Raw genomic sequence first — 22,015 nt, 5'->3', positions numbered from 1 at the left:
TAACCAGAGGCGTTCAGTTGTCGTGAGGCGGTTTGCCGCGCAGGCGCCAGTTACTCGTCGCGCACGAGGCGCAGGTCGCCCTCGGCGAGCATCACGCGGACGCGCTCGCCCACGGCTACGTCGTCGGCGCGGCGGACGATCGCGTCGCGTTGGTCGAAGACGATGGCGTAGCCGCGTTCCAGCGTGGCCAGCGGGCTCACTGCATGCAAGGTACGACCTTGCTGCTGCAAACGCAGGCGGTCACGCTCTATCCGCCGGGCCATGCTGATCGCGAGGCGTTGGCGCAACGCCGCGATACGTTGCTGCACGGGAGCCAGGCGCTGTCGCGGATGCTGGGCGCCAAGGCGCGCCTGTAGCTTGCCCAGCCGGGCCTGGCGCAGGGCATTCGATTGGGTCATCGTCGTGTGCAGGCGACGGCGCAAGGCATCGAGGCGCTGCGCGTCCCGCGCTAGGCGTGCCTGCGGGCGCTGGGAATTCAGGCGTGCATGGAGGTGGTCTGTGCGCTGCGCGACGGACTGGAGTCTCCGCGTGACCAGGGTGGCCATGCGCTGGCGCAGGCGATCGAGGTTGCGCGAGAGATCGGCACCATCCGGTACAAGCAGCTCAGCCGCCGCCGAGGGTGTTGCCGCGCGCAGGTCAGCGACGAAGTCCGCGATGGTGAAATCCACCTCATGGCCCACGGCCGAAACCACCGGCACCTCGCTGGCGTGGATAGCACGCGCGACCTGTTCATCGTTGAAGGCCCACAGGTCTTCCAGCGAGCCGCCTCCACGGGTTACCAGGAGCACGTCGTAGCGGCCACTCATGGCGGCGCGCTTCACCATCGCCGCGATCGCCGGCGGCGCTTCCCGGCCCTGCACAGGGACCGGGAGTACATCTACCTCGGCGAGCCCCAGGCGACGTCCAAGGACGCTCAGGACGTCACGGATCGCCGCGCCTGAAGGGGAGGTGATCACCCCGATGCGGCGAGGGAAAGCGGGCAGGGGACGTTTGCGTTCGTTATCGAACAGGCCTTCGGCGCCGAGACGTGCCTTTAGCTGCTCGAACTCGCGCTGCAGGGCGCCTTCACCGGCTGGCTCCATGTGGTCGGCCACCAGCTGGAACTCGCCGCGGGCTTCATAGAGTCCGACCTTGGCGCGCATGAGCACGTGCATGCCATCCACGGGGCGGAAGCGTAACCGGGAGGCAGCCATGCGAAACATGGCGCAACGCACCTGGGCATTCGCGTCCTTGAGCGTGAAGTAGATGTGTCCGGAGGAAGGGCGAGCCACATTGGAGAGTTCGCCCTCAATCCACACGCCCATCGGCAGGGCGTCTTCCAGCAGATCGCGCACCAACCGGTTCAGGCCGGATGGCGTGAAAATCTCGGGAGCCGCGCGATCGGAAGAATCGGACATGGACCGGCGAGGTTATCACGACCCGAACGGTAGGAGCGCGCTTGCGCGCGATGGGGCTTGCCGGCACACCCATCACGCGCAAGCGCGCTCCTACAGGGGTCACATGCGGAAGACGCCGAAACGGCCTTGTTCGATCGGCGCGTTCATCGAGGCCGAGATGGCCAGCCCGAGGACCTGGCGTGTATCGGCGGGATCAATGATGCCGTCATCCCAGAGACGCGCGCTGGCGTAATACGGGTGGCCCTGCCGCTCGTACTGGTCGCGAACCGGTGCCTTGAACGCCTCTTCCTCTTCCGCGCTCCAGGTCCCGCCACCGGCTTCGATGCCGTCGCGGCGCACGGTGGCCAGCACCGAGGCGGCTTGTTCGCCACCCATCACGCTGATCCGGGAGTTAGGCCACATCCACAGGAAGCGGGCGCCGTAGGCGCGCCCGCACATGGCGTAGTTGCCCGCGCCGAACGAGCCGCCGATGACCACCGTGAACTTGGGCACGTGTGAGCAAGCGACGGCGGTCACCATCTTCGCGCCGTCCTTAGCGATACCCGCGTTCTCGTACTTCTTGCCGACCATGAAGCCGGTGATGTTCTGCAGGAAGACCAGGGGTACGTTGCGCTGGTTGCATAGTTCGATGAAATGCGCGCCCTTTTGCGCGCTTTCGCCGAACAGGATGCCGTTGTTGGCGATGATGCCTACGGGGTAGCCATGGATGTGCGCGAAGCCCGTGACCAGCGTCTTGCCATAACGGGCCTTGAATTCGTGGAAATCCGAATCGTCAACGATGCGCGCGATGACTTCGCGAATGTCGAAGGGGCGGCGGGTATCTTCGGGAATCACCCCGTAGAGCTCATCCGCGTTGAAGCGCGGCTCAAGGGGTGGGCGTACGGCGAGTGGCATCTTCTTCGTGCGGTTCAGCGAACCGACGATATCGCGAGCGATCGAGAGCGCATGCGCATCGTTCTCGGCGAAATGATCAGCCACACCGGATATCGACGTATGCACGTCGGCGCCGCCCAGCGCCTCGGCATCGACGATCTCACCGGTAGCGGCCTTCACCAGCGGCGGCCCGCCAAGGAAGATCGTGCCTTGCTCGCGCACGATGATGGTTTCGTCGCTCATGGCGGGCACGTAAGCGCCGCCTGCCGTGCACGAGCCCATCACCACGGCGATCTGCGGAATACCCTGGGCGCTCATGCGCGCCTGGTTGTAGAAGATGCGCCCGAAGTGCTCGCGATCCGGGAATACCTCGTCCTGCAAGGGCAGGAAGGCACCACCCGAATCGACGAGATAGATGCATGGCAAGCGGTTCTCCATCGCCACTTCCTGAGCACGAAGATGTTTCTTCACGGTCATCGGGAAATAGGTGCCGCCTTTCACCGTGGCATCGTTCGCGAGCACCACCACTTCCTGGCCCATCACGCGGCCAATGCCCGCGATGACGCCCGCCGCCGGAGCGGCGTCGTCATACATGCCGTGAGCGGCGAGCGGGGCAATTTCAAGGAAAGGGGAGCCCGGATCGAGTAGTGCGCGAATGCGTTCACGCGGCAACAGCTTGCCGCGCGCGACGTGCTTCTCGCGAGCCTTGGCACCGCCGCCCTCGGCGGTGCGCTTCAGTGTGTCGCGCAGGTCATCGGTCAGCGCGCGAAGGCGCAAGCTGGCGGCCTGGAATTCCGGGGAGCGGGTGTCGAGCTGCGACGTGAGGATGGGCATGGCGGGCCGTCTGCAAGCGGATCAAACCACCATGATAGCTGCCATGCCGGAATGGAAAACGCTGCGCTGCGGCAGCGCTCCCAAAAAAAACGGCCACCGCGAGGGTGGCCGTTTTCCCGGGTTGCAATCCGTGCGGGTTACTTCTTGGTGCTGTCGTCCTTGGCGCTATCGGCGTTGGACGCAGCGTCCTTGGCCTGGTCTGCCGACTTATCGGCCTGGTCAGCAGCGTTGGAGGCGGCGTCCTTGGCGGCTTCAGGCGTGCCGCCGGCGGTGGAAGCCGAAGCGGCGCTCTGCGCCTGGGCGGCAGCATCCTTGGCCTGGTCAGCGGACTGCTGGGCCTGGTCGGCGGCCTGGGTGGTGGCAGCATTCTGCGACTGGTCGGCGGCCTGTTGGGCCTTATCGGCCTGCTGCTGGGCGTCGGAGGCCGACTTCTGGGCATCCTGCGCGGAATCCTGCGCGCCGTTGCTGCAAGCTGCCAGAAGCGCGACGAGCCCGGAGGCGAGTAGGGTACGCGTAAAATTCATTGTGGTTCTCCTTAGCCGTGGAATGCCGTTAGGCGGGCACATTAATAGCTCAGTTGTCTGGGCATCACCAGCGATCGTCGGTTTCCTCTTCAGGGCGCATTAAACCCTATGGAAACCGCGTGATGCTGGTGCTAATAAGACCCGTTTTTCTCGACGTCGGCTTCACACCAGTTCAATGGCGATCGCCGTTGCTTCGCCGCCACCGATGCAAAGCGAGGCGACACCCCTTTTTGCCCCACGTACCGTCAACGCATTGAGAAGAGTCACAACAATACGTGCGCCGCTCGCACCGATCGGATGACCCAGGGCGCAGGCGCCGCCGTTGACGTTGAGCTTGTCGTGGCCTACGCCAAGCTCACGCATCACCGCCATGGGCACCACGGCAAACGCTTCGTTGATCTCGAACAGATCCACGTCTTCGACCTTCCAGCCGGCTTTGTCGAGCAGTTTCTGGATCGCGCCGACCGGGGCGGTGGTAAACCATTCCGGCTCCTGCGAATGGGTGGCATGCGCCACCACGCGGGCCAGCGGCTTGGCGCCCTTCGCCTTGGCATCGTCGGACGACATCAGCACGAGCGCGGCGGCGCCATCGGAGATGCTCGACGAGCTGGCAGCGGTAATCGTGCCGTTTTCCTTGCGGAACGCCGCGCGCAGGGTCGGGATCTTGGCGGTGTCGGAGCGACCGGGCTGCTCATCGTCGACGAAGTCCTGCGGACCCTTGCGGCCCTGCACCGTCACCGGGACGATCTCGCCAGCGAATGCGCCCGCCGCTTGCGCAGCCTTCGCACGTTCCACCGAGGCGATGGCGTAGGCATCCTGTTCTTCGCGGGTGAAGTGATACTTGTCCGCGCATTTCTCGCCGAACACGCCCATTGACTGGCCGTCATAAGGATTGGTCAGGCCATCCCATGCCATGTGGTCGACCAGTTGGCCGTCACCGTAGCGGATACCCGTGCGTGCATTGACCATGTGCGGGGCGTTGGTCATCGATTCCATGCCGCCGGCGACGACGACCGATGCGGAACCCGCCTTGATCAGGTCGTGGGCGAGCATGATGGCTTTCATGCCGGAACCGCACACCTTGTTGATCGTGGTGCAGCCCGCCGACGTCGGCAGGCCGGCCTTCAGCGAAGCCTGGCGCGCCGGGGCCTGGCCCAGGTTCGCAGGCAGCACGCAGCCCATGATCACCTCGCTGACATCCGCCGCGGCGACGCCCGACTGCTCCAGGGCAGCCTTGATGGCGATGGAGCCGAGCTCCGGCGTAGGCACGCCGGTGAACTGGCCGAGGAAGGAACCAATGGCGGTGCGCTTGGCACCCGCGATGACGATGTCGGACATGGGGACTCCGTGGAACTTCTGATGGCCGCCCTTAGGGGACGGAAACCTACCGAGTATCGCAGCGCCGCCCCGGAGTGGGCAATGCGCAGTGCCGCATCCGTCACAGACGATTCGCAGCCTTTTGTGCCAACATTTGGCAGGGCGCCGGAGCAAGGGGCGGTGGCGCGACATTGACGTCGAATCTGGGGAAAACTGAAGATGGGTAGGAATATCCTGCGCCAGCGCGACCTTGCGCTGGCCGTATGCGTGAGCTTGGGACTGGCGGCCTGCGGTGGCGGTGGCGGTGGGAAGAGCAGCGGCGGCGGTACGGTCATTGCGCCGCCCACGACCCCCACGCAGCCTCCTTCGACGCCGCAGCCGCCGCTGGATGCCCAACTCGCCTCCACGAATGTCCGGGCCGCCCACACGGCGGGTTTCAACGGCCAGGGCGAAACCATCGGTGTCATCGATACCGGCGTGACCCACCTGCACCCGGCACTGTCTGGCCGGGTGACCGCCAACCTCGTTTACGTCGATCCGACGACGAATAACACGGCCATCGATGATGTGGTCGGCCACGGCACCGCCGTCGCGGAAATCGCCGCCGGCATACCGTTTGGCAGCTTCGCTGGCGGCGTAGCGCCGCAGGCCAGCATCGTCTCGGCGCGCATCATCAATGATAAGGCACCGACCGACGATGGTTCGGGCCAGGGCAACAAGGCCACGACGGCCGACCCGCTGGGTACGGTCAATGGCGACGTCGTCGCGCGCGGCGCGCGCATCCTCAACAATTCATGGGGTGGCGTGTACTGGGATGCCACCGACGCGGCGGCGACGAAGAGCTTCCACGATGCTTATGCGCCCTTCGCGGCGGATGGCTCCCATCTGTTTGTCTTTGCCGCGGGTAACGATGGCAAGGCCAATCCTTCAGACATCGCCGCGCTACCGTTCCGGGCGCCGGATGTCACGAAGGGCTGGCTGACCGTGGTGGCATTGGATAGCAATAACCCCACGCAGATCGATACGTATTCCAACCGCTGCGGCATTGCGCAAGCCTATTGTCTCGCTGCGCCGGGTGACGTGGTGGTTGCGTCCGCGGACTCGACGACCTCGAAGATTTCGTACCAGATCTGGGAAGGAACCTCACTGGCGGCACCGCAGGTATCCGGCGCGGCTGCCGTCGTGCACAGCGCCTTTCCGTCCATGGACTACAACGCGGTGCGCCAGATCATCCTCGGCACGGCCGACGACCTTGGCGATCCCGGCCCGGATGCCATCTTCGGCTACGGTCGCCTGAACGTTGGCCGCGCGGTGCTGGGGCCCGGGCGTTTCGACTGGGGCGATTTCGTCGCCAACGTGAACAATGCTTCGCCGGTTTTCAGCAATGACATCAGCGGGGTCGGCGGCTTGCAGGTCGTCGGCGCGGGTCAACTCACGCTCGCAGGGACCAATAGCTATTCCGGCGCCACCAACGTGGGGGCGGGCGCCACCTTGCAGGCGATGCACGACATTCCCGGTGCGCTCGCAGTCCAGGCCGGTGGCACGGCCATGCTGCGCGGTGACGTGAAGGGGGCTCTGTCCAATGCGGGTACGCTGTCTGGCGATATCGCATCGATACATATCGTCGGCAACTTCAACCAGAGTGCGAGTGGCCGGCTATCCCAGCTCCTCGGCGCTCCTCTGATTGTCAGCGGCAGTGCATTGCTTGCCGGCGATTTCTACGTCGCTGGCGCGGTGCCAAACTATGTTGGCACGAGCCACCAGCAAGTGCTGACCGCCAGTAGCATCACCGGTCAGTTCGCTACGACGACCCTGGCCAACGGCGTGTTTGTTTCGACCACGTTGCACTACGCGCCCACCGAAGTCTGGCTCGACAGCACGACGCTTAGCATGACCCAGGTCGCCGGCACGAGCATGTCGCAGTCGCTGGCCGCGCAGTCGTCGGCGCAACGGGTCGATGGGGCGATGTCGCAGATCACCCAGAGCGTGAAGCCGGGCGCCGCGTCCGCAGGCAGCGTCGATACCTCGATGATCATCGCGGCAGGCGGTATCCAGCAGTCGCGTGATACGCGGAGCGCGCAGGCGTCCCTGGAATCACTTTCCGGGCAGCTCTATGCCGCGGGTACGGCTGTGACGCTGGCGGGTATCGATGCCGGTAACGATGCGCTGGTCTCGCATCTGGACAGCTTTGGCAAGGGAGGCGCATGGATGCAGTCGCTCGATTCGCAGGGCGGCCTGAGCCGGGGTGGATTTGGCAACGTCGGCTTCAACATCGGCGGGAACATGGTCGGTAGCGACGTGCGCCTGGGCAATAATGGCTTCGTCGGCCTCACCGTGGCGCAGATGCGCAGCAACGGCCAGCTCTCGGGAAACTACGACCGTCAGCGTAACCGTGCGACCGAGGGTTCGCTCTACGCGGGCTCACAGGGTGCTCACTGGTACGGGGTGGGTCGCCTCGGCTTCGGCAGCTATCGTGGAGATACGCAGCGCCTGCTTCGGTTCGGCGACACGGGCGGGGCGTTCACCGGCGGTGATTACAGCGGCCGCTACAACGTCGCCTATGGCGAAGTTGGCTACCGCACGCACCTCGGTGCATTCGATTTCACGCCTTACGCCGATGTGCAGTACGCCAGCATCCGCCGCGACGGCTTCCAGGAGCTCGGTGGCGATGGTTTCGGCCTGGCCGCCGATGGGCATACGACGTCACGTTGGCAGGCGGGCTTCGGCCTGCGCGCAGGCAGCTCGTGGCTGACCTCGTACGGCAAATTCCGTATGGACATGAAGCTGGGCTGGCAGAACGCATTCGCCACGCGTGGCGAGGTGTTCTCAGCGCGCTATACCGGCCTGGCCGAGTGGGCGCCGGTGAACGGTATTGGCTTGTCGCGGCAGGCGGCGACGCTGGGGTTTAATGCCGGGATGGACGTCGGCGCGCGCACGCAGCTGGCGTTCGGCGTGGATCAGCGTTTCGCCGATCGCGACCATTCGCGGTCGGCCACGGCCAGCATTAAGGTGGCCTGGTAAGAGCATCGCGCGCAAGCGCGCTCCTACACGAGATAGGTAGGAGCGCGCTGGCGCGCGATCGGTCAGAACTTACCGTGGAACAACTCGCGGCCGATGAGCATGCGGCGGATTTCGTTAGTGCCCGCGCCGATCTCGTACAGCTTTGCATCGCGAAGCAAACGCCCTGCGGGGAACTCGTTGATGTACCCGTTACCGCCGAGCGACTGGATCGCCTCGAGCGCCACCATCACCGCATTCGTGGACGCGTTCAACAGGCAGGCGGCCGGATCGATGCGTGACTTGACGCCGTTATCGAACTGCTGGGCCACCATGTAGGCGAAGCCGCGAGACGACTGCAGTGCCGTGTACATATCGGCGACCTTGCCCTGCATGAGGCCGAACGTGCCGATGGGCGCATTAAACTGCTTGCGCTCGCGTACATACGGCAACACCAGATCCACGGCGGCCTGCATGATGCCGATCGGGCCGCCCGTGAGCACAAGGCGCTCGGTGTCCAGGCCGCTCATCAGCACACGGACACCTTCGTTCACTTCACCCACGATGTTTTCGGCGGGAATCTCGCAGTTTTCGAACACCAGTTCGCACGTGTTCGAACCGCGCATACCCAGCTTGTCGAGCTTCTGCGCGGTGCTGAAGCCCTTCATGCCCTTCTCGACGATGAAGGCCGTCATGCAGCGGCTGCCCGCGGCACGCGGTGCGGTGCGCATGTAGACCAGCAGCACGTCGGCGTCGGGGCCGTTGGTGATCCACATCTTGGAACCGTTGGCGACCCAGGTATCGCCCACCAGCTCCGCCTTGCAGCTCATCGAGCCGACCACGTCGGAACCCGCGCCGGGTTCGCTCATCGCGAGGGCACCAATCCACTCACCGCTGGCGAGCTTGGGCAGATACTTGCGGCGCTGCTCGTCGGTGCCGTTGTGGTAGATGTTCTGCACGCAAAGGTTGGAGTGCGCGCCATACGACAGGCCCACGGAGGCAGATGCGCGGGAGATTTCTTCCATGGCCACCATGTGGGCAAGGAAGCCCAGTTCGGAGCCGCCGTACTCGCCCGGAATGGTGATGCCCAGCAAACCCATCTCGCCGAGCTTGGCCCAAAGGTCTTCCGGGAAGTGGTTCTCGCGGTCAATGCGATCGGCTCGGGGCGCGATCTCCTTTTCAGCGAACGCGCGAACGGTGGCGCGCAGGAGGTCGAGGTCTTCGCCAAGGGAAAACGGACGCATGGGTGCAACTCCGGGAAGAAAAGGCGGGGAAAACCTCGCCATGCTAGCGTTTTGCCGCCCCCGAGCCACGGCGCGTCGCAGCAATCAACCTTGCGCGATGTTGGCGAGACGGTCGTGCACGCGGAGCAGGAGCAGGCATTGGCGATCCACCAGGCGGCGGGCGCCGCTGCCAGCGAACCCTGGCGGCGGGCCGCCCGCCGCACCTTCCGGGGGGCTCAGTGAGGGCGCCGGCGTATTCGCATGGAGGTGCTCGGCCAGGGCGGCAAAGGCGACGGCGACCTTGCTGGCCGTTGCGCCAACGGCCGCCGCATCGCTGGCAGCCAGCGCTTCGCGGTGGGTGCCCAGGGTGGAAAGGTGCGAGAGCCCGGCCTGGAGCGCCGTGAGCAGGCGTAGCGCGCGCTCGCCCTGCGCCGGCGGGTGGCCGGGTTCGCCGAGCAGTTCGGCCACGTTACCCGCCACCAGTGCCTGCGCGGCATGGGCGTCGCGCCGGGCGATGCGGTAGGGCAGGTCATCGATGCGGCCGGTGGCATATTGGGCAGCGATCCGCTCCAGGTACCGGCCATACGCGAGCAGGGCATTCGCGACCAGATCGTCCAGCCGGCGTACGCGCCAGTCAGGCAGGACGTAGCGGATCACCACGGCTGCGACGGCGGCGCCAAGCAACGTGTCCAGCAGACGCGGTCCGATCGCGTCATAGCCGGCGCCGACGCGGTCGAAACACAGAAGGACAAACAACGTGATGGCGCCCGTCGCCAGTGCGTAACGACGCAAGCGGAAGGCGAAAAAGGCCGCGCCCGTGGCGACCATCACGAGAAGCCGCCAGTCGCCGCCGGGCAGCGCCCGGAGCAGTGCCCACCCGGCGACCAGGCCCGCGGTCGTGCCCACGATGCGTTGGATGAATCGTCGCCGCGTCGCGCCATAGCCCGGTTGGCAGACGAACAGGGTGGTCAGGAGGATCCAGTAGCCGTGTAGCGGATGCAGCGCGAGCATGATCAGGTAGCCGCCGAGCATCCCGATCGACAGGCGCATGGCATGGCGGAAATGCATCGAGCGCCGGTTCAGGCGCAGTCGCACGCGGCGCATCGCATCGGCAACTGTTGACGGCTCATTGCCCTGCAGAGCGATGTCGTTGCCCTCGCGCAGGCTGCCTTCGTCTTCGATCAGGTCTTGCAAGCTCGCCAGATTCTTCAGCAGCGCCACCAGCGCGTCGTCCAGGGCTTCATCCGCAGGCTGGGTTCGCTGGTGGAACGCGAGCGCCTGGCGCACATCGTCCAGCGCGGCCCTTGGCAACGCGATCGAGCTCAGCGGCGCGTTCCGGCGAACCGCATCGGCACGTTCGCGACAGGCCTGCGCCTGCAAGCGCAATAGCCGGCCGAACCGGAACATGAGGTCACTGTGGTAGAGCGCCGTGGTGAGCTCGTCGTAAGGGTAATGCGATGAGCTAATCCGTTCGTGGATGTCCTGCGCCACGAAAAACATGGCCAGGCGTGACGCGGCACGCCCGCGCGGCTGGCGGCGCCCGATCCGGTCGATCAGCGCGACCCGGGCTTCAGTCAGCGCCTGTACGGTCACCTGGTTGCGCCGCGAGAACGCTAACGCCAGCGCATCATGGTCCAACCCATGGACGGGTTCGAACTGAGCCGCTTTCGCATCGATCAGTGTGGCGAGCGATTCGAAAAGCCGTGCCAGTGCGTGCCTCAAGGCCCTTTGCGGTGCCAGCGCGCTCCATAGCATCGAAAGCACGCCGTACCAAGCCGCGCCGACGATGAGCGCGAGCGAATCATCGATCCCCATGCCACCCGCGGCATCGGAGGCGATCATGGTGTACACGGCGAGGATCAAGGTGGCCGTCGCGATCGTGGCGTAGCGGCCACTGGCCGCGCCCAGCATCACCAGCAGGAAGGTGCCGACCGGCAGCAACATGCCAAACAGGAGGGGCGTGCCGATGGTGGCCTTCACCGCGCCGGCGGCGAGCGCGAAGCAGACCAGCGTCACTACCAGGCCACGAAGCCGGCCGCGCCAGGCGTCATCGGTTTCGGCGAGTGCGCAGGCGATGGCGCCGAGCAGCGCCGGCACGATGGCGTCCGCCGGGCCGTGCCAGGTGCACCACGCCGTGATGCCAGCCAGCGCGATGAATACGCGGAAGACATCCGCGAAGCGGTCGGATTCGGCGAGGTGGCGTAGGGTAGGCATGGGGTTAGATTACCGCTACCGCGTCTTCGCTTTGTTGGCTAATCGCGCGCAAGCGCGCTCCTACCATGTGGCCGCGGCTCCTGTAGGAGCGCGCTTGCGCGCGATTCCCGTTCGCGACGAACTAGCAAAGCCCGCCATTCACCGCTAAAACCTGGCGGGTGATGTAGCTCGCTTCGGGGCTGACGAGGAAGCGCACTGCCGAGGCGACTTCTTCCGGCGTGCCGCTGCGTTCCATGGGGATCACCTTCAGGATCTGCTCGACCGGTACCTCCGGGTCGAGCATGTCGGTATCGATCAGCCCAGGCGCCACGCAGTTCACGGTGATCTTGCGCTTGGCAAGCTCCACTGCGAGCGCTTTGGCCGCGCCGATAACACCTGCCTTCGATGCGCTGTAATTCACCTGCCCGCGGTTGCCGATGAGGCCGGACACGGAGGTGATGCACACGATGCGCCCCGGTGCCCGGCGGCGGATCATCGGCATCACCAGCGGATGCAACACGTTGTAGAACCCGTCCAGGTTGGTGCGCAGCACCTGGTCCCAGTCTTCCGAGGTCAGGCCCGGGAAGGCGCCATCCCGCGTGAGTCCCGCATTGCAGACCACGCCGTAGTACGCGCCATGCGCGGTCACGTCGGCTTCCAGCGCGGCGGCGGTGGCGGCGCGATCGGCCACGTCGAACTGGAGCACCCGCGCTTGCCTGCCTTTTGCGACGATCTCGGCCTGTACAGCTTCGGCCTCTTCACGGCGCGAACGGCAATGCACCACGATGTCATGGCCGGCGTCCGCCAGGTTCAGCGCGATGGCGCGGCCAATGCCGCGGCTGGAGCCGGTGACGAGGATCGTGTCGGTCATGCGGTATTTCCGTTGGGATCGAGGGTGGTATTACGTGGATCGAGATAAGGCGCCGGATCGGTCGGGCTGAACACGGTGAGCCGCGCTTCAGCCTGGGCACCCGGCGTGGTGATGCGGCATGCAAAGGAGGCCATGCCGTCATCGTCGTGGAACGTGCGCACTGCCTCCACGCGCAACAGGCTGCCCACAGGAAAGGCATCGGCATCCGCACGGTATGCCCGCGTACCGAGCAGGAAGCCGGGGCGCACCGGGTTTCCGACGGAAAGCACCTGGCACCCGTTCCATGCGGCCACGGCTTGAGCCATCAGTTCAATACCCGCCCACGCGGGTAAGCCATCGGCGGTGACCTCCAGATCCCCAGCGCGCACGGTGCGCTCGCAGACGACCCGTTCCGCATCCCATTCCACCAGGCGGTCGAGCCAGACCATGCGCCCGGCATGCGGCAGCAGTTGGTCGATGGTCCAAAGCGTCATGGAGCGGCTCCGCGGGCAAGCCGCCTTTCGACATCGGCGATGAAAATACCCGGCGACACCAGTTGCATCTCGCCATCGGTAAGGCGCACAGCGACCTGGATCGTGCTGGCGCGGGTCAGTCGTTCACCGCTGGCGGCATCCATGATCGTGTAATGGATCTTCAGCCGGTTCTCCCATTCCACCAGTTCCGCGCGAACGCGCAGGGCCTGGCCGAAACGGGCAGCACGCGCATAACGCAACTGCAGGTCGATGATCGGCCAGGCGAAGCCGGTTTCCTTCATCCGCACGTAGTTGTGGCCCATGTCGTCGAGCAGGGCACAGCGGGCGACTTCGAGGTACTTGACATAGTGACCGTGCCACACGACCTCGAGCGAATCGACGTCGAAGAACGGCACCTGTATGTCGACTTCGGCGACGAGTACACCCTTACCGCGCATCGATCACTCCCGGTGCGGCATGCATGCGCAGGTGCGCGGATGAGCAGATCGCATCGCCCACGCGGTAGGTGAAATGCAGGCGGCCGCGCTCGGCGTCATAGCGGAGGGTCAGGTCGACGCGGTCGCCTGGGCGCAACAGCCGCTGGAATTTCAGTTGATCCATGCCGCGGCAGGTCGTCGGCGTGCCAAAGCGCGATGAGGCGAACTCAAGAGCCCATGCAATCTGCAGGACCCCGGGCAAGACCGGTGCGGCCGGGAAGTGGTCAACGAAGCAGGCAAGGTCGAATGGCAGGGCGAGTGCGAGTACGTGCACTTCGCCATCGGTGCGTTCAGCGACCACGCGGGCGATACGCGGCAACGGTGCTTGCAACAGCAGGTCGATGCGTGCGGCTTCGGGTAGCGCGTCGACGAAGCGCCAGACCATGGGCGTGGCCAAGGGGTCGTCCCCCGCGGCGTGCTGCCCCAGTTCGCCCACGAGCCCCGCGCGGCCATGCCGGGCTAGTGCGATGCGGCCAGAGGCCGTCAGTGCCACGACCATGCCGGGCGCCTGGTGGCCCGCCGTGCCGCCTGCCGCGCCGGCAACCCATGGATGTGAGGCCAGGCGATCGGCCGCGCTGTGCATGGGCGTGGCGCGGAGGCGCCTGCGCATCCGCTGGCGGTAAAGCCATTCCACGGCGAAGAGCAGGGCCATGGCTGCATAGGCGAGCACGCCGTTGTAGAAGGTCCACCACGACAGCGGTCCCCAGGCGGCAAGTAACGCCGAACACGTGCCATTGATCGCGAAGAAGCCCGCCCAGACCCACGTGACCTTGCGTGTATAGGCCACGGCCTCCGTGGGGAGGTTGGGTTCCATCATCCGGGCGATGCGTTCGATGATCGGTGGGCCGAACACGAGGCTGATTGCAAAAGCGGTGAGCAGCAGCGCGCAGACCAGGCTCGGATACCAGCGAAGCAGTTGTTCGTGCCCGCCGAACGCAAGCACCGCGCAATAGGTGAGCGTGGCGCCAAGCATCCATTTGCCACCTGGCTGGTGGATCAGCGCCGGCGCGCGGATCAGCCACAGCGCACCGAGGATCAGTCCGAACACAGGGGGAGACACGCGGTCGCCGCCGAAGTACACGATAAACGGATAGAGCAGGCCGACGACAACCAGTACCAGGTTGGCGAGCTTCGATGAACCTTTCGTATGCCCGTGTGTGATCATGCGCGAAGCTCCCGCGCATAGAGCTGGTGAAGGTGTTCGTTGATACGCCTCGACGCGATGGGTGCTGGCGCATCCTGGCGGAATGCCGCCACGTCGATATCCTCGCCCACGCGAAAGTGCATCTGCACGCGGCGATGCGGCACCCGGTACCACGGCTCGGCCTTCGTCAGCGTCGTCGGTACGACCGTGATAAATACCGGTGTGATCACGGTCGCCCCGCGCACCGCGATGGCAGAAGCGCCGCGATGAAATACGGGCGGCTGGCCGGGCGTCGTGCGTGTGCCTTCGGGAAACACGATCAGCGTCTGGCCGCCTCGCAGCACGTCGGCCGCGCGATCCAGCATGTCGGCGCTGCCGTCGTTGCTTATGTACTGCGCGACCCGCACCGGTCCGCGCATGAACGGGTTCTTCCAGAGACTGTGTTTCACGATGCAGTTGGCATCGGGAACGTGGCCGATCAGGAACACGACATCGATAAGCGAGGGGTGGTTGGCCACGATCATCTGGCCGGGACGGCCCAGCCGCTCGAGCCCCTCGAAGCGATAGTTGAGCACCCCGGTGCGGGCCATGAACTGCGAATGTAGCCAGAATGCCTTGCCCACCGTGCGGCGCGCACGGCGGCGGCGTACGTCCAACGGTGCGGGCCAGTGCATCACGACCGGCAGGACGAACGCGCGCAAGAACAAGCCACCCAGGCCGAAGAAGGCAAACGAGAGCGCGGTGAATACGAACCGGCAAGCCCAGGCGTCGGCGCGGCGTTTCGTCGTGTCGGCTACAAGATCCATGGGCTAGGCCTGGGCGTGGTCGGGCTCATGGTAGCGCCGGATGACCAGCGCCGCGCAGCTGCCGCCGAAACCGAAGGTGTTTGAAAGCACGGCGTCGACCCGTGCTTCGCGATCACTGTCCAGCAGGGGCGCCTCAGCGAAGGCTTCGTCGAGCTGGCGCGGCGGGGCGCCTGCGAGCAGGACGCCGTGTTCGATCATGCCGATGCAAGCGATCGCATCCAGCGCCCCCGAAGCCGCCGGGGCGTGGCCGATCTGCCCCTTGATCGATGACATCCATGGGACAGGATGGCCGCGTTCGCTGAACACGCGGCGCAGCGCCTCCCACTCGGCGATATCACCATCCAGGGTGGCGCAGGCATGGGTGTTCACGTAATCCGGGATCACCCCGGCCAGGTCGATCGCCTGGTGCATGGCTTCGGCCATGCCCTCGCTGTGCGGGCTGATCATGCCTTGTGGATCGGATGCAGCGCCATAACCCGCCATCTCGGCAAGGATCGTCGCACCGCGCGCCTGCGCGTGTTCCAGCGATTCCAGCACCAGCACGCCGGCGCCGCCGCCCAACACGATGCCATCGCGATCCGCCGCATACGGCGTGGATACCCGTTCGCCGGGGACACTCGTAGCCGTCAGGGCATGCATCACGTCAAAACACAGGGAGGCCTTGTCGTGAAGCTCTTCCGCGCCGCCGCACACCACGATGTCCTGGCGTCCAAGCTGGATCAATTCCATGGCCTGGCCGATCGCGTGCGTGCCACTGGTGCATGCGGAACTCACCGCGAAGCCCCGCCCCCCGAAGCCAAACGCGTGGATCAGGCTGGCCGCCACGGCACTACCCATGGTCCTCGGGAGACTGAACGGCGAAACGCGCGAGTAACCCTTGGCCTGGAGCATGATGAGGCCAGCCTCATACTCGGAGAAGGCGGCCGACGCGCCCATGAGCAGGCCGACGTCGCGTTCGCGCACGCGTGCTTCGTCAAGGCCAGCCTCGGCCAACGCCTCGCGCGTAGCGTGCCATGCGTATTCACCGGCCTCGGGGAGATACCGGCGCAGTTTGCGCGGCGGCGGCTCAAGGCCACCGAGGTCTACCGGTGCGGCGGTGCGGCAGCGCATGCCGAGTTCGGCATAGCCAGGCATGTCGCGAAAACCATCGCGGCCTTCACGCAGGCCATCGAACAGCGACGCGCGACCGGGTCCCAGGCAGGACACCGCGCCCATGCCGGTAACGACGACGCGTCGCATCAGGCGTGAGCCTTGAAGATCAGCGATGTATTGATGCCGCCGAATGCGAAATTGTTATTCATCACGTAGCTGGTACGGATCTCGCGGCCTTCGCCGGTGATGTAATCCAGCGCGGCGCATTCCGCGGCGGGGGTTTCCAGGTTGATCGTCGGTGCGAACCAGCCGCCCCGCATCATCTCGATGGCCCACCACGATTCGAGCGCGCCGCAGGCACCCAGTGTGTGGCCCACGTAGCTTTTCATCGAGCTGATCGGCAGGTTGCCGCCCATCACGTCGTGCGTGGCATGGCTTTCGGCCACGTCGCCACGATCGGTCGCGGTACCATGGGCGCTCACATACCCGATCGCTGAGGGCGCCAGCGAGGCGTCCGCGAGCGCCATGCGCATGGCGGCAGCCATGGTTTCGCGCGTGGGCTGGGTGATATGCGCCCCATCGGCGTTGGTGCCAAAGCCCACCACTTCCGCGTAGATCCGCGCACCACGGGCTACGGCATGCTCGTATTCCTCGAGCACGAGGGTTACCGCGCCTTCGCCGACGACAAGGCCATCACGCGCGCCATCGAAGGGGCGCGGGGTAAGACCCGGAGTGTCGTTGCGGGTACTGGTGGCGAACAGCGTATCGAACACCGCCGCGCCTGGGCCGGAGAGCTCCTCGGCGCCACCGCAGAGCATCAGCTGCTGCTTGCCCTGCTGGATGGCTTCATAGCCGTAACCGATCGCCTGGCTACCTGAGGTACACGCGCTGGACGTGGTGATGACACGACCCTTCAGTTCGAAGAACACGCCGACGTTCACCGCGGTCGTGTGCGCCATCATCTGAATGTAGCTGGTCGCGGTGACGCCTTGCATTGAGCCGGTCTCAAGCATGCGGCCTACGGTACGCGCGGGTTCGATACTGCCGCCGGAGGAACCGTAGGCGACACCCATGCGGCCGTCGCGAATGCGATCGTCATCGAGCAGCCCAGCGTCGGCCAGGGCGCGTTCGCTGGCGGCGGTGGCAAGCAAGGACACCCGGCCCATGGAGCGCATTTGCTTACGCGACCAGTGCGAAGGAGGTGCAAAGTCATCCACCGGAACACCGAGGCGGCCGTTCAACGCATCGAAATAGTCCCATTCCCCCATGCGCCGAACCGCATTGCGGTACTCGCGCAGGCGCGGCTCGATCGTGGCCCAATCGTTGCCTAGCGGCGTGATGCCGCCGAAGCCGGTGACGACGACGCGTTTCATCGCGCGACCTCCCGTGGCGTGTGCCGTGGTGTTCATGCGTGCTTCTTCACAGGTGCGGGGGCGCTCACCGGGGCCAGCAGGGCGGTGAAGCCAATGCCTAGCAATAGCGTGAGGCCGAAATGTTGCAGGGCGGGCATCGAGCTCAGGGCGAGCAGCCCGAAGGAAAGCAGGGCGGTGACAGCGGAAAGCAGCACACCGGCGTAGGCGGCGCCGGGGATGTGCGCGGCGTGGGGTTCTCCCTCGCGCAGGAACACGGCGTAGTTCGCGCCGACGCCGAGCACAAGCATCAGGGCCATCAGGTGGAACAGGGTCAGCGGCTGGCCGAGGTAGCCCAGCGCCGCGACGCAGAGAACGATACCTGCCAGCGGCGGCATCAGGACGCGCCACGCGCCACGCAGACCATAGCGCCACGCGAAGGCGAGCCCCACCAGCAGCATGGCGGCTCCAAGCCACAGGCTCGCAAAGCTGCGGTACTCACCAAACAGCACGGAAATACTGGCCGGCTTGTCGATCACCGAGACGCCGGGCAGGCCCTCGGTCATCGCCCGCATGTGCGCGACATCAACGTCACCCTGCGGCACCACGATGCTGCCCTTATCCATCCACAGGTACTGGAACGGCATGTAGGCAGGGATGCGCTTCCAGTCGTCGAGCGTGAAGACCTTGCCCGGGAACGCGGCCACGAAGTTCTCGGCCGTGGTGTCCTTGAACCCCGCGGCAGTCATGTAGGAGCGCGCTTGTGCGCGATCGAGGTCACCGCAAGACCCATCGCGCGCAGGCGCGCTCCTACAGAAGAGGCGGGTCACGGCGGCGAGGTTTTCGGACTGGCGTTTCTGCGAGGGCAGCATGCCGGTCATGCCGGTCCAGGCGATGCCTTCCTTCTGCAGCCGATCAGTCAGTGCTTCCTCGTGCTGGAGCACATCCTCAGCGTCGTGGCCTTCCACCAGCCAGAACTGGGTGCCACCACCAAAACCGGCGATATCTCGGATCTGGTTGGTTTGCGCATCCAGTGACGGCGGCGGAGAAATCAGCAGGTGGATGTCATCGTCATGGCCGAGCTTTGCCCAGCCCGGGATCGCGAGCAGCACGAGCACGCCGATGGCAATCAGCGCGCGACGCCCCGAAGCGGCCCGCTGCCAGGTGAGGGCGAGCCGCACAAACGACGGCGCCAGCGGTGCGTGGGCGGGCTTGTGCAGGAAGACAGGCAGCAGCCAGAACACACTGGCGCAGGCAACCGCCATGCCCGCGATCGCGAACACCGCCATCTGGCGCAGGGCAGGGAACGGCACCAGGGCGAGCAGCGCGTAGCCAAGCAGCGATGTAGCGAGGGCGAGCAACAGCGCGGGGCGGACCTGACGCACGCCACGCATCGGCTCCCACGCGGCGCCGGCATTCGCGCGGGCACACAGGTACTGGATGGAATAATCCACCGCCTCGCCAAGCAGGGCAGCGCCAAAGACCAGGGTCAGCAGGTGCAACTGGCCAAACACGAGGATCGTGGCGACCACGGCACCAACCACGCCCAGCGCGGTGGAGAGGAAGGCGATGAGCAAGGGCCGCATCGCGCGGAACACGAACAGCAGCAGGATCGCGATGCCGATGGTCGAGGTGATCCCTACGACGTGGGTATCGCGCTCCGCGCCAGCGCGGGCAGCCGCCGCGTAAAAAATCGCACCAGTACGCAGGATGCGCGTGCCCGGGTGTTTCGCCGTGACATCGCGCTCAGCGTTTTCGAGTGCACCCATCGCACGGCGCTGCACACCGTCGTCATACGACGATCCATCCAGCGTAGCGACCACCAGTACGTAGCTGCCATCGTCGCGGTGCGCGGTGAGCAGATCATCCTCGGGTACCAGCGTGGCTCGGTTCCACGGCTGGCGATCCAGCCAGTGCTGCATCCATCCAAACGGATCGTCGCCGAGCTTCGGCCCGATCGTGGCACCGAACGGCTCGTTGAGTCGGCGTTTTAGCACGTCCGTGGCGTTGAAACCCGGCGCCGCCAGGGCTGCGCGGTCGTCGGCGGTGAGCAAGTGGAAACGGTAGGGCAGGAACGGATCGACCAGCTGCTCCATGTCAAACGGCGGCAATTCCGCGAGTACATGCGCGAACACCTTGTCCTTGCCCAGCGCGGCGCCGAGGTCACGCGCGGCGTCTTTCGCCGCCTCGTCATCCTTGTTGCCGACAAGCAGGATCATGCGGTCGCCACTGGCGCGGGCGAGCCGCTCCACGGCATCTTCCGCCAGCGCATTGCGCTCGGTGGCCGGCAACATCGCCAGCAGGTCGGTTTGCAACGGCGACGCACCGCGGCCAAACAGGAGCCATGCGCCGAGCGCGCACACCAGCAGCGACACCGCGGCGAATACGGCCGCGCGGAGCGTGGTCGGCGATAGTTTCATTTGACGCCGAGAACCTGGGCTTCCTGCGCGGTGAGCTCACCCGCATCGCGCGTGTTGGCGAACGTGATGGCGGTCTTCTCACCGCTGGCGAGGTTGACGTCAATGCCTTCGAGGAAGGCATCGCCTTTCAGCGTGATGCCGGCGAGGACCTTGGCGACGCGTGCCTGTTTCGGCACGAAGTGCAGCGTCCAGCTATCGATGCTGCCTTCCGCGGTGATCGTGAACTGGCGGGCGGCTTCATCGACCTTACCGGCGAGCATGCCCTGCAGCATGCCGGAGACCTGGCTGACGCCACGGTTGCCATCACGCACGCGCTCCAGCTTGCCTTGCGCGTTGAGTCGGCGTGCGTCGCCCGAGGTGAGCACCAGGGTGTCCTCGAACGGCTCGCGGGTGTGCCAGACCATGCCCTTGCTCACCACGAAGAGCAGGTCGCCCTTGCTCACCTGCGGCTCGGCAAGGTCCGGGTTCTCGCGGCTCTGGGTGAATTCGGCGCGGACCTGCTGGTGCTTACCCAGGTGCGCGAGGATGTCATCCACCGACGGCGGAACCGCCTGGGCCTGCGTGAGCGTGGCGACACAAAGCGAAGCGAACAGGGCGAGCAGTCGGCGCATCAGTCGGGTTTCCGTGTGAGCTTGCGAAGGAGCAGGCGCGGCGCGCGCGGCAGCATGCCCAGCAGCAGGCGAGTATGCATGGCCGTGATGCGGGCGTTGTCACGCCACATGCGGAAATGGGAGAGGCCATTTTCGGGGTAGATCACCCGTGTGGCCACGTTGCGCACGGGGACGCCGCGCCAATACAGGCGAACGGCAATCTCCGTGTCGAAATCCATCCGGGGAGGGAAGGGCTTGCGGGACATTTCTTCGTGCGTCGCGCCCAGCGGGTACAGGCGGTACCCCAGCATCGAATCCTGGATGTCGAAGGAGAGTGTTTCCAGCCAGACGCAGGCGTGCGTCAGGTAGCGGCCATAGAGCCGACCCTTCGGGATGGATGCGTCGTAGATGGGGCTGCCACACACCATCGCGTCCGGCGCGGCCTCCGCTTCGGCGAGGAAACGCGGCACGTCCGCTGTGTCGTGCTGGCCATCGGCATCGATTTGCAGGACGTGCGTGTAGCCCGCCTCATGCGCCGCCCGGAAGCCGGCGGACAAGGCGGCGCCTTTTCCACCATTGCGCGCCAGCCGGATCAGGCACAGGTCGTCGCGCCCGGCGACCAGGCTGTCCAGTATGCGGCGGGTATCTTCATGGGAGCCATCGTCCACGATCAGCACGGGCAGGCCGTGAGCGGCCAGGGCATTGGCGGTGGCTTCGATCGTGCGGCCGTGGTTGTAGATGGGCACGACCGCGCAAGGCGCAAAACGACGTTCCGCGGTATCGCGCGGTCCGGCCGGGCCCAGCATGCCGCCTCAGCGCGCGACGAGCTGCTGCACGGTAGCGACCACGTCGCCCACGGTGCGCACGCTCTTGAAGTCTTCGGGCTTGATGCGGGTACCGGTCATGTCCTGCACCTGGATGGCGAGATCGATCGCGTCGATACTGTCCAGTTCCAGGTCAGAGAACAGGTTGGCTTCAGGGGTGACCTTCGCCGGATCGATCTCGAACGTCTCATGCAGGACGGTCCGCAGGCGAGCCAGGATGTCGTCTTGGGTGAAGGTTTCGGCTGGGATCGCGCTCATAAGCTCGGTAAGTCCATTTCAGCCCACCGTGCGCGCCTGGCTGTCCACACGGGACAAGAGCTGGGCAGCGCCGCCGGGGCGACGAAGGTCGTGATCTTGCATTTTGGTGTTCCCGCCCATGTGGCGGAGGTTTCCCCTGCGCCCAAAAGCTTCGTGTAGGCAAAGCCTTACAAGAGGCCGGGGCGCGACAAAGTGTAACAGATCGCGGCCGCCGGCAACCGCGCCCGGCATATTCCAGCGCCGGGCTGCCCGGCATCCCGTTCACATAACAGGCAAACGGCGCCACAACGCCATTTCCCACGCCCCTGTAGGAGCGCGCTGGCGCGCGATGGGGCTTGCCGCAAGCCCCATCGC

18 protein-coding genes are annotated in these 22,015 nt (G+C 65.7%); 1 reads left to right on the top strand and 17 read right to left on the bottom strand.

The genetic code is table 11. From position 1 onward, the window contains the following. Positions 1-50: 50 nt before the first annotated feature. The 4 genes from xseA to VGN46_RS19710 all read right to left on the bottom strand — a co-directional run bounded on the left by xseA (position 51) and on the right by VGN46_RS19710 (position 4,966). Positions 51-1,397: an exodeoxyribonuclease VII large subunit gene (gene xseA / locus VGN46_RS19725; protein ID WP_331646423.1), complete on the bottom strand. Its 1,347-nt coding sequence runs from the start codon at positions 1,395-1,397 to the stop codon at positions 51-53. Positions 1,398-1,496: 99 nt separating this feature from the next. Further along, positions 1,497-3,104 carry a carboxyl transferase domain-containing protein gene (locus VGN46_RS19720; RefSeq protein WP_331646421.1) on the bottom strand — a complete coding sequence of 536 codons (1,608 nt, stop codon included), beginning with the start codon at positions 3,102-3,104 and terminating at the stop codon, positions 1,497-1,499. Positions 3,105-3,241: 137 nt separating this feature from the next. Next, complete coding sequence (locus VGN46_RS19715; RefSeq protein WP_331646419.1) at positions 3,242-3,628, bottom strand: hypothetical protein; 387 nt, start codon at positions 3,626-3,628, stop codon at positions 3,242-3,244. A gap of 162 nt (positions 3,629-3,790) precedes the next feature. Further along, positions 3,791-4,966: an acetyl-CoA C-acyltransferase gene (locus tag VGN46_RS19710; RefSeq protein WP_331646417.1), complete on the bottom strand. Its 1,176-nt coding sequence runs from the start codon at positions 4,964-4,966 to the stop codon at positions 3,791-3,793. 198 nt (positions 4,967-5,164) lie between these two features. Here VGN46_RS19710 and VGN46_RS19705 point away from each other — a divergent pair, with 198 nt between their 5' ends. After that, positions 5,165-7,966 carry a S8 family serine peptidase gene (locus VGN46_RS19705; protein WP_331646415.1) on the top strand — a complete coding sequence of 934 codons (2,802 nt, stop codon included), beginning with the start codon at positions 5,165-5,167 and terminating at the stop codon, positions 7,964-7,966. Positions 7,967-8,028: 62 nt separating this feature from the next. Here the strand turns inward: VGN46_RS19705 and VGN46_RS19700 are convergent, their stop codons facing one another. The 13 genes from VGN46_RS19700 to VGN46_RS19640 all read right to left on the bottom strand — a co-directional run bounded on the left by VGN46_RS19700 (position 8,029) and on the right by VGN46_RS19640 (position 21,661). Then, positions 8,029-9,186 (bottom strand): isovaleryl-CoA dehydrogenase, encoded by a 1,158-nt coding sequence (locus tag VGN46_RS19700; RefSeq protein WP_331646413.1) that lies wholly within the window; start codon positions 9,184-9,186, stop codon positions 8,029-8,031. Between the two features lie 84 nt (positions 9,187-9,270). Continuing rightward, positions 9,271-11,379 carry a YccS family putative transporter gene (yccS, locus tag VGN46_RS19695; RefSeq protein ID WP_331646411.1) on the bottom strand — a complete coding sequence of 703 codons (2,109 nt, stop codon included), beginning with the start codon at positions 11,377-11,379 and terminating at the stop codon, positions 9,271-9,273. Positions 11,380-11,500: 121 nt separating this feature from the next. Next, a complete protein-coding gene (gene fabG / locus VGN46_RS19690) occupies positions 11,501-12,229 on the bottom strand; it encodes a 3-oxoacyl-ACP reductase FabG (RefSeq protein WP_331646409.1) in 729 nt (242 codons plus the stop codon). Further along, the gene (locus VGN46_RS19685; protein WP_331646407.1) at positions 12,226-12,702 is read right to left on the bottom strand and encodes a hotdog family protein; all 477 of its coding nucleotides are present in this window, start codon (positions 12,700-12,702) and stop codon (positions 12,226-12,228) included. Before VGN46_RS19685 ends, fabG begins: the two co-directional genes overlap by 4 nt. Further along, positions 12,699-13,139, bottom strand: coding sequence for an acyl-CoA thioesterase (locus VGN46_RS19680; protein WP_331646406.1), 441 nt, complete (start codon positions 13,137-13,139; stop codon positions 12,699-12,701). Before VGN46_RS19680 ends, VGN46_RS19685 begins: the two co-directional genes overlap by 4 nt. Then, positions 13,129-14,343, bottom strand: coding sequence for a hypothetical protein (locus tag VGN46_RS19675; protein WP_331646404.1), 1,215 nt, complete (start codon positions 14,341-14,343; stop codon positions 13,129-13,131). Before VGN46_RS19675 ends, VGN46_RS19680 begins: the two co-directional genes overlap by 11 nt. Further along, on the bottom strand, positions 14,340-15,128 hold the full coding sequence (locus VGN46_RS19670) for a lysophospholipid acyltransferase family protein (RefSeq protein WP_331646402.1): 789 nt from the start codon (positions 15,126-15,128) through the stop codon (positions 14,340-14,342). The genes VGN46_RS19675 and VGN46_RS19670 overlap by 4 nt, the downstream gene beginning before the upstream one ends. A 3-nt stretch (positions 15,129-15,131) precedes the next feature. Beyond that, entirely contained in the window at positions 15,132-16,367 is a 1,236-nt protein-coding gene (locus VGN46_RS19665) for a beta-ketoacyl-[acyl-carrier-protein] synthase family protein (protein WP_331646400.1), read from the bottom strand. Further along, entirely contained in the window at positions 16,367-17,593 is a 1,227-nt protein-coding gene (locus tag VGN46_RS19660) for a beta-ketoacyl-ACP synthase (RefSeq protein ID WP_331646620.1), read from the bottom strand. Before VGN46_RS19660 ends, VGN46_RS19665 begins: the two co-directional genes overlap by 1 nt. A gap of 32 nt (positions 17,594-17,625) precedes the next feature. Next, positions 17,626-19,989, bottom strand: coding sequence for an MMPL family transporter (locus VGN46_RS19655; RefSeq protein ID WP_331646398.1), 2,364 nt, complete (start codon positions 19,987-19,989; stop codon positions 17,626-17,628). Continuing rightward, on the bottom strand, positions 19,986-20,600 hold the full coding sequence (locus tag VGN46_RS19650) for an outer membrane lipoprotein carrier protein LolA (RefSeq protein ID WP_331646396.1): 615 nt from the start codon (positions 20,598-20,600) through the stop codon (positions 19,986-19,988). Before VGN46_RS19650 ends, VGN46_RS19655 begins: the two co-directional genes overlap by 4 nt. Next, positions 20,600-21,385 (bottom strand): glycosyltransferase family 2 protein, encoded by a 786-nt coding sequence (locus tag VGN46_RS19645; RefSeq protein WP_331646394.1) that lies wholly within the window; start codon positions 21,383-21,385, stop codon positions 20,600-20,602. Before VGN46_RS19645 ends, VGN46_RS19650 begins: the two co-directional genes overlap by 1 nt. Positions 21,386-21,391: 6 nt before the next feature. After that, a complete protein-coding gene (locus tag VGN46_RS19640; protein WP_331646391.1) occupies positions 21,392-21,661 on the bottom strand; it encodes an acyl carrier protein in 270 nt (89 codons plus the stop codon). Between the last annotated feature and the right edge of the window lie 354 nt (positions 21,662-22,015).

This window comes from Luteibacter sp., assembly GCF_036500425.1.
In the GTDB taxonomy this organism is placed as follows: domain Bacteria; phylum Pseudomonadota; class Gammaproteobacteria; order Xanthomonadales; family Rhodanobacteraceae; genus Luteibacter.
The sequence above is the reverse complement of the archived record's forward strand: the minus strand, read 5'-3'. Positions and strand labels throughout refer to the sequence as shown.

What these genes read in the sequence shown, in the direction of transcription:
- VGN46_RS19705 (WP_331646415.1), top strand. Translation starts at nt 5,165, where the DNA reads ATGGGTAGGAATATCCTGCGCCAGCGCGACCTTGCGCTGGCCGTATGC.
- VGN46_RS19680 (WP_331646406.1), bottom strand. Translation starts at nt 13,139, where the DNA reads ATGCGCGGTAAGGGTGTACTCGTCGCCGAAGTCGACATACAGGTGCCG.
- VGN46_RS19650 (WP_331646396.1), bottom strand. Translation starts at nt 20,600, where the DNA reads ATGCGCCGACTGCTCGCCCTGTTCGCTTCGCTTTGTGTCGCCACGCTC.
- VGN46_RS19685 (WP_331646407.1), bottom strand. Translation starts at nt 12,702, where the DNA reads ATGACGCTTTGGACCATCGACCAACTGCTGCCGCATGCCGGGCGCATG.
- VGN46_RS19645 (WP_331646394.1), bottom strand. Translation starts at nt 21,385, where the DNA reads ATGCTGGGCCCGGCCGGACCGCGCGATACCGCGGAACGTCGTTTTGCG.
- VGN46_RS19720 (WP_331646421.1), bottom strand. Translation starts at nt 3,104, where the DNA reads ATGCCCATCCTCACGTCGCAGCTCGACACCCGCTCCCCGGAATTCCAG.
- VGN46_RS19660 (WP_331646620.1), bottom strand. Translation starts at nt 17,593, where the DNA reads ATGAAACGCGTCGTCGTCACCGGCTTCGGCGGCATCACGCCGCTAGGC.
- VGN46_RS19655 (WP_331646398.1), bottom strand. Translation starts at nt 19,989, where the DNA reads ATGAAACTATCGCCGACCACGCTCCGCGCGGCCGTATTCGCCGCGGTG.
- VGN46_RS19640 (WP_331646391.1), bottom strand. Translation starts at nt 21,661, where the DNA reads ATGAGCGCGATCCCAGCCGAAACCTTCACCCAAGACGACATCCTGGCT.
- xseA (WP_331646423.1), bottom strand. Translation starts at nt 1,397, where the DNA reads ATGTCCGATTCTTCCGATCGCGCGGCTCCCGAGATTTTCACGCCATCC.
- VGN46_RS19665 (WP_331646400.1), bottom strand. Translation starts at nt 16,367, where the DNA reads ATGCGACGCGTCGTCGTTACCGGCATGGGCGCGGTGTCCTGCCTGGGA.
- VGN46_RS19675 (WP_331646404.1), bottom strand. Translation starts at nt 14,343, where the DNA reads ATGATCACACACGGGCATACGAAAGGTTCATCGAAGCTCGCCAACCTG.
- fabG (WP_331646409.1), bottom strand. Translation starts at nt 12,229, where the DNA reads ATGACCGACACGATCCTCGTCACCGGCTCCAGCCGCGGCATTGGCCGC.
- VGN46_RS19700 (WP_331646413.1), bottom strand. Translation starts at nt 9,186, where the DNA reads ATGCGTCCGTTTTCCCTTGGCGAAGACCTCGACCTCCTGCGCGCCACC.
- VGN46_RS19670 (WP_331646402.1), bottom strand. Translation starts at nt 15,128, where the DNA reads ATGGATCTTGTAGCCGACACGACGAAACGCCGCGCCGACGCCTGGGCT.
- VGN46_RS19715 (WP_331646419.1), bottom strand. Translation starts at nt 3,628, where the DNA reads ATGAATTTTACGCGTACCCTACTCGCCTCCGGGCTCGTCGCGCTTCTG.
- VGN46_RS19710 (WP_331646417.1), bottom strand. Translation starts at nt 4,966, where the DNA reads ATGTCCGACATCGTCATCGCGGGTGCCAAGCGCACCGCCATTGGTTCC.
- yccS (WP_331646411.1), bottom strand. Translation starts at nt 11,379, where the DNA reads ATGCCTACCCTACGCCACCTCGCCGAATCCGACCGCTTCGCGGATGTC.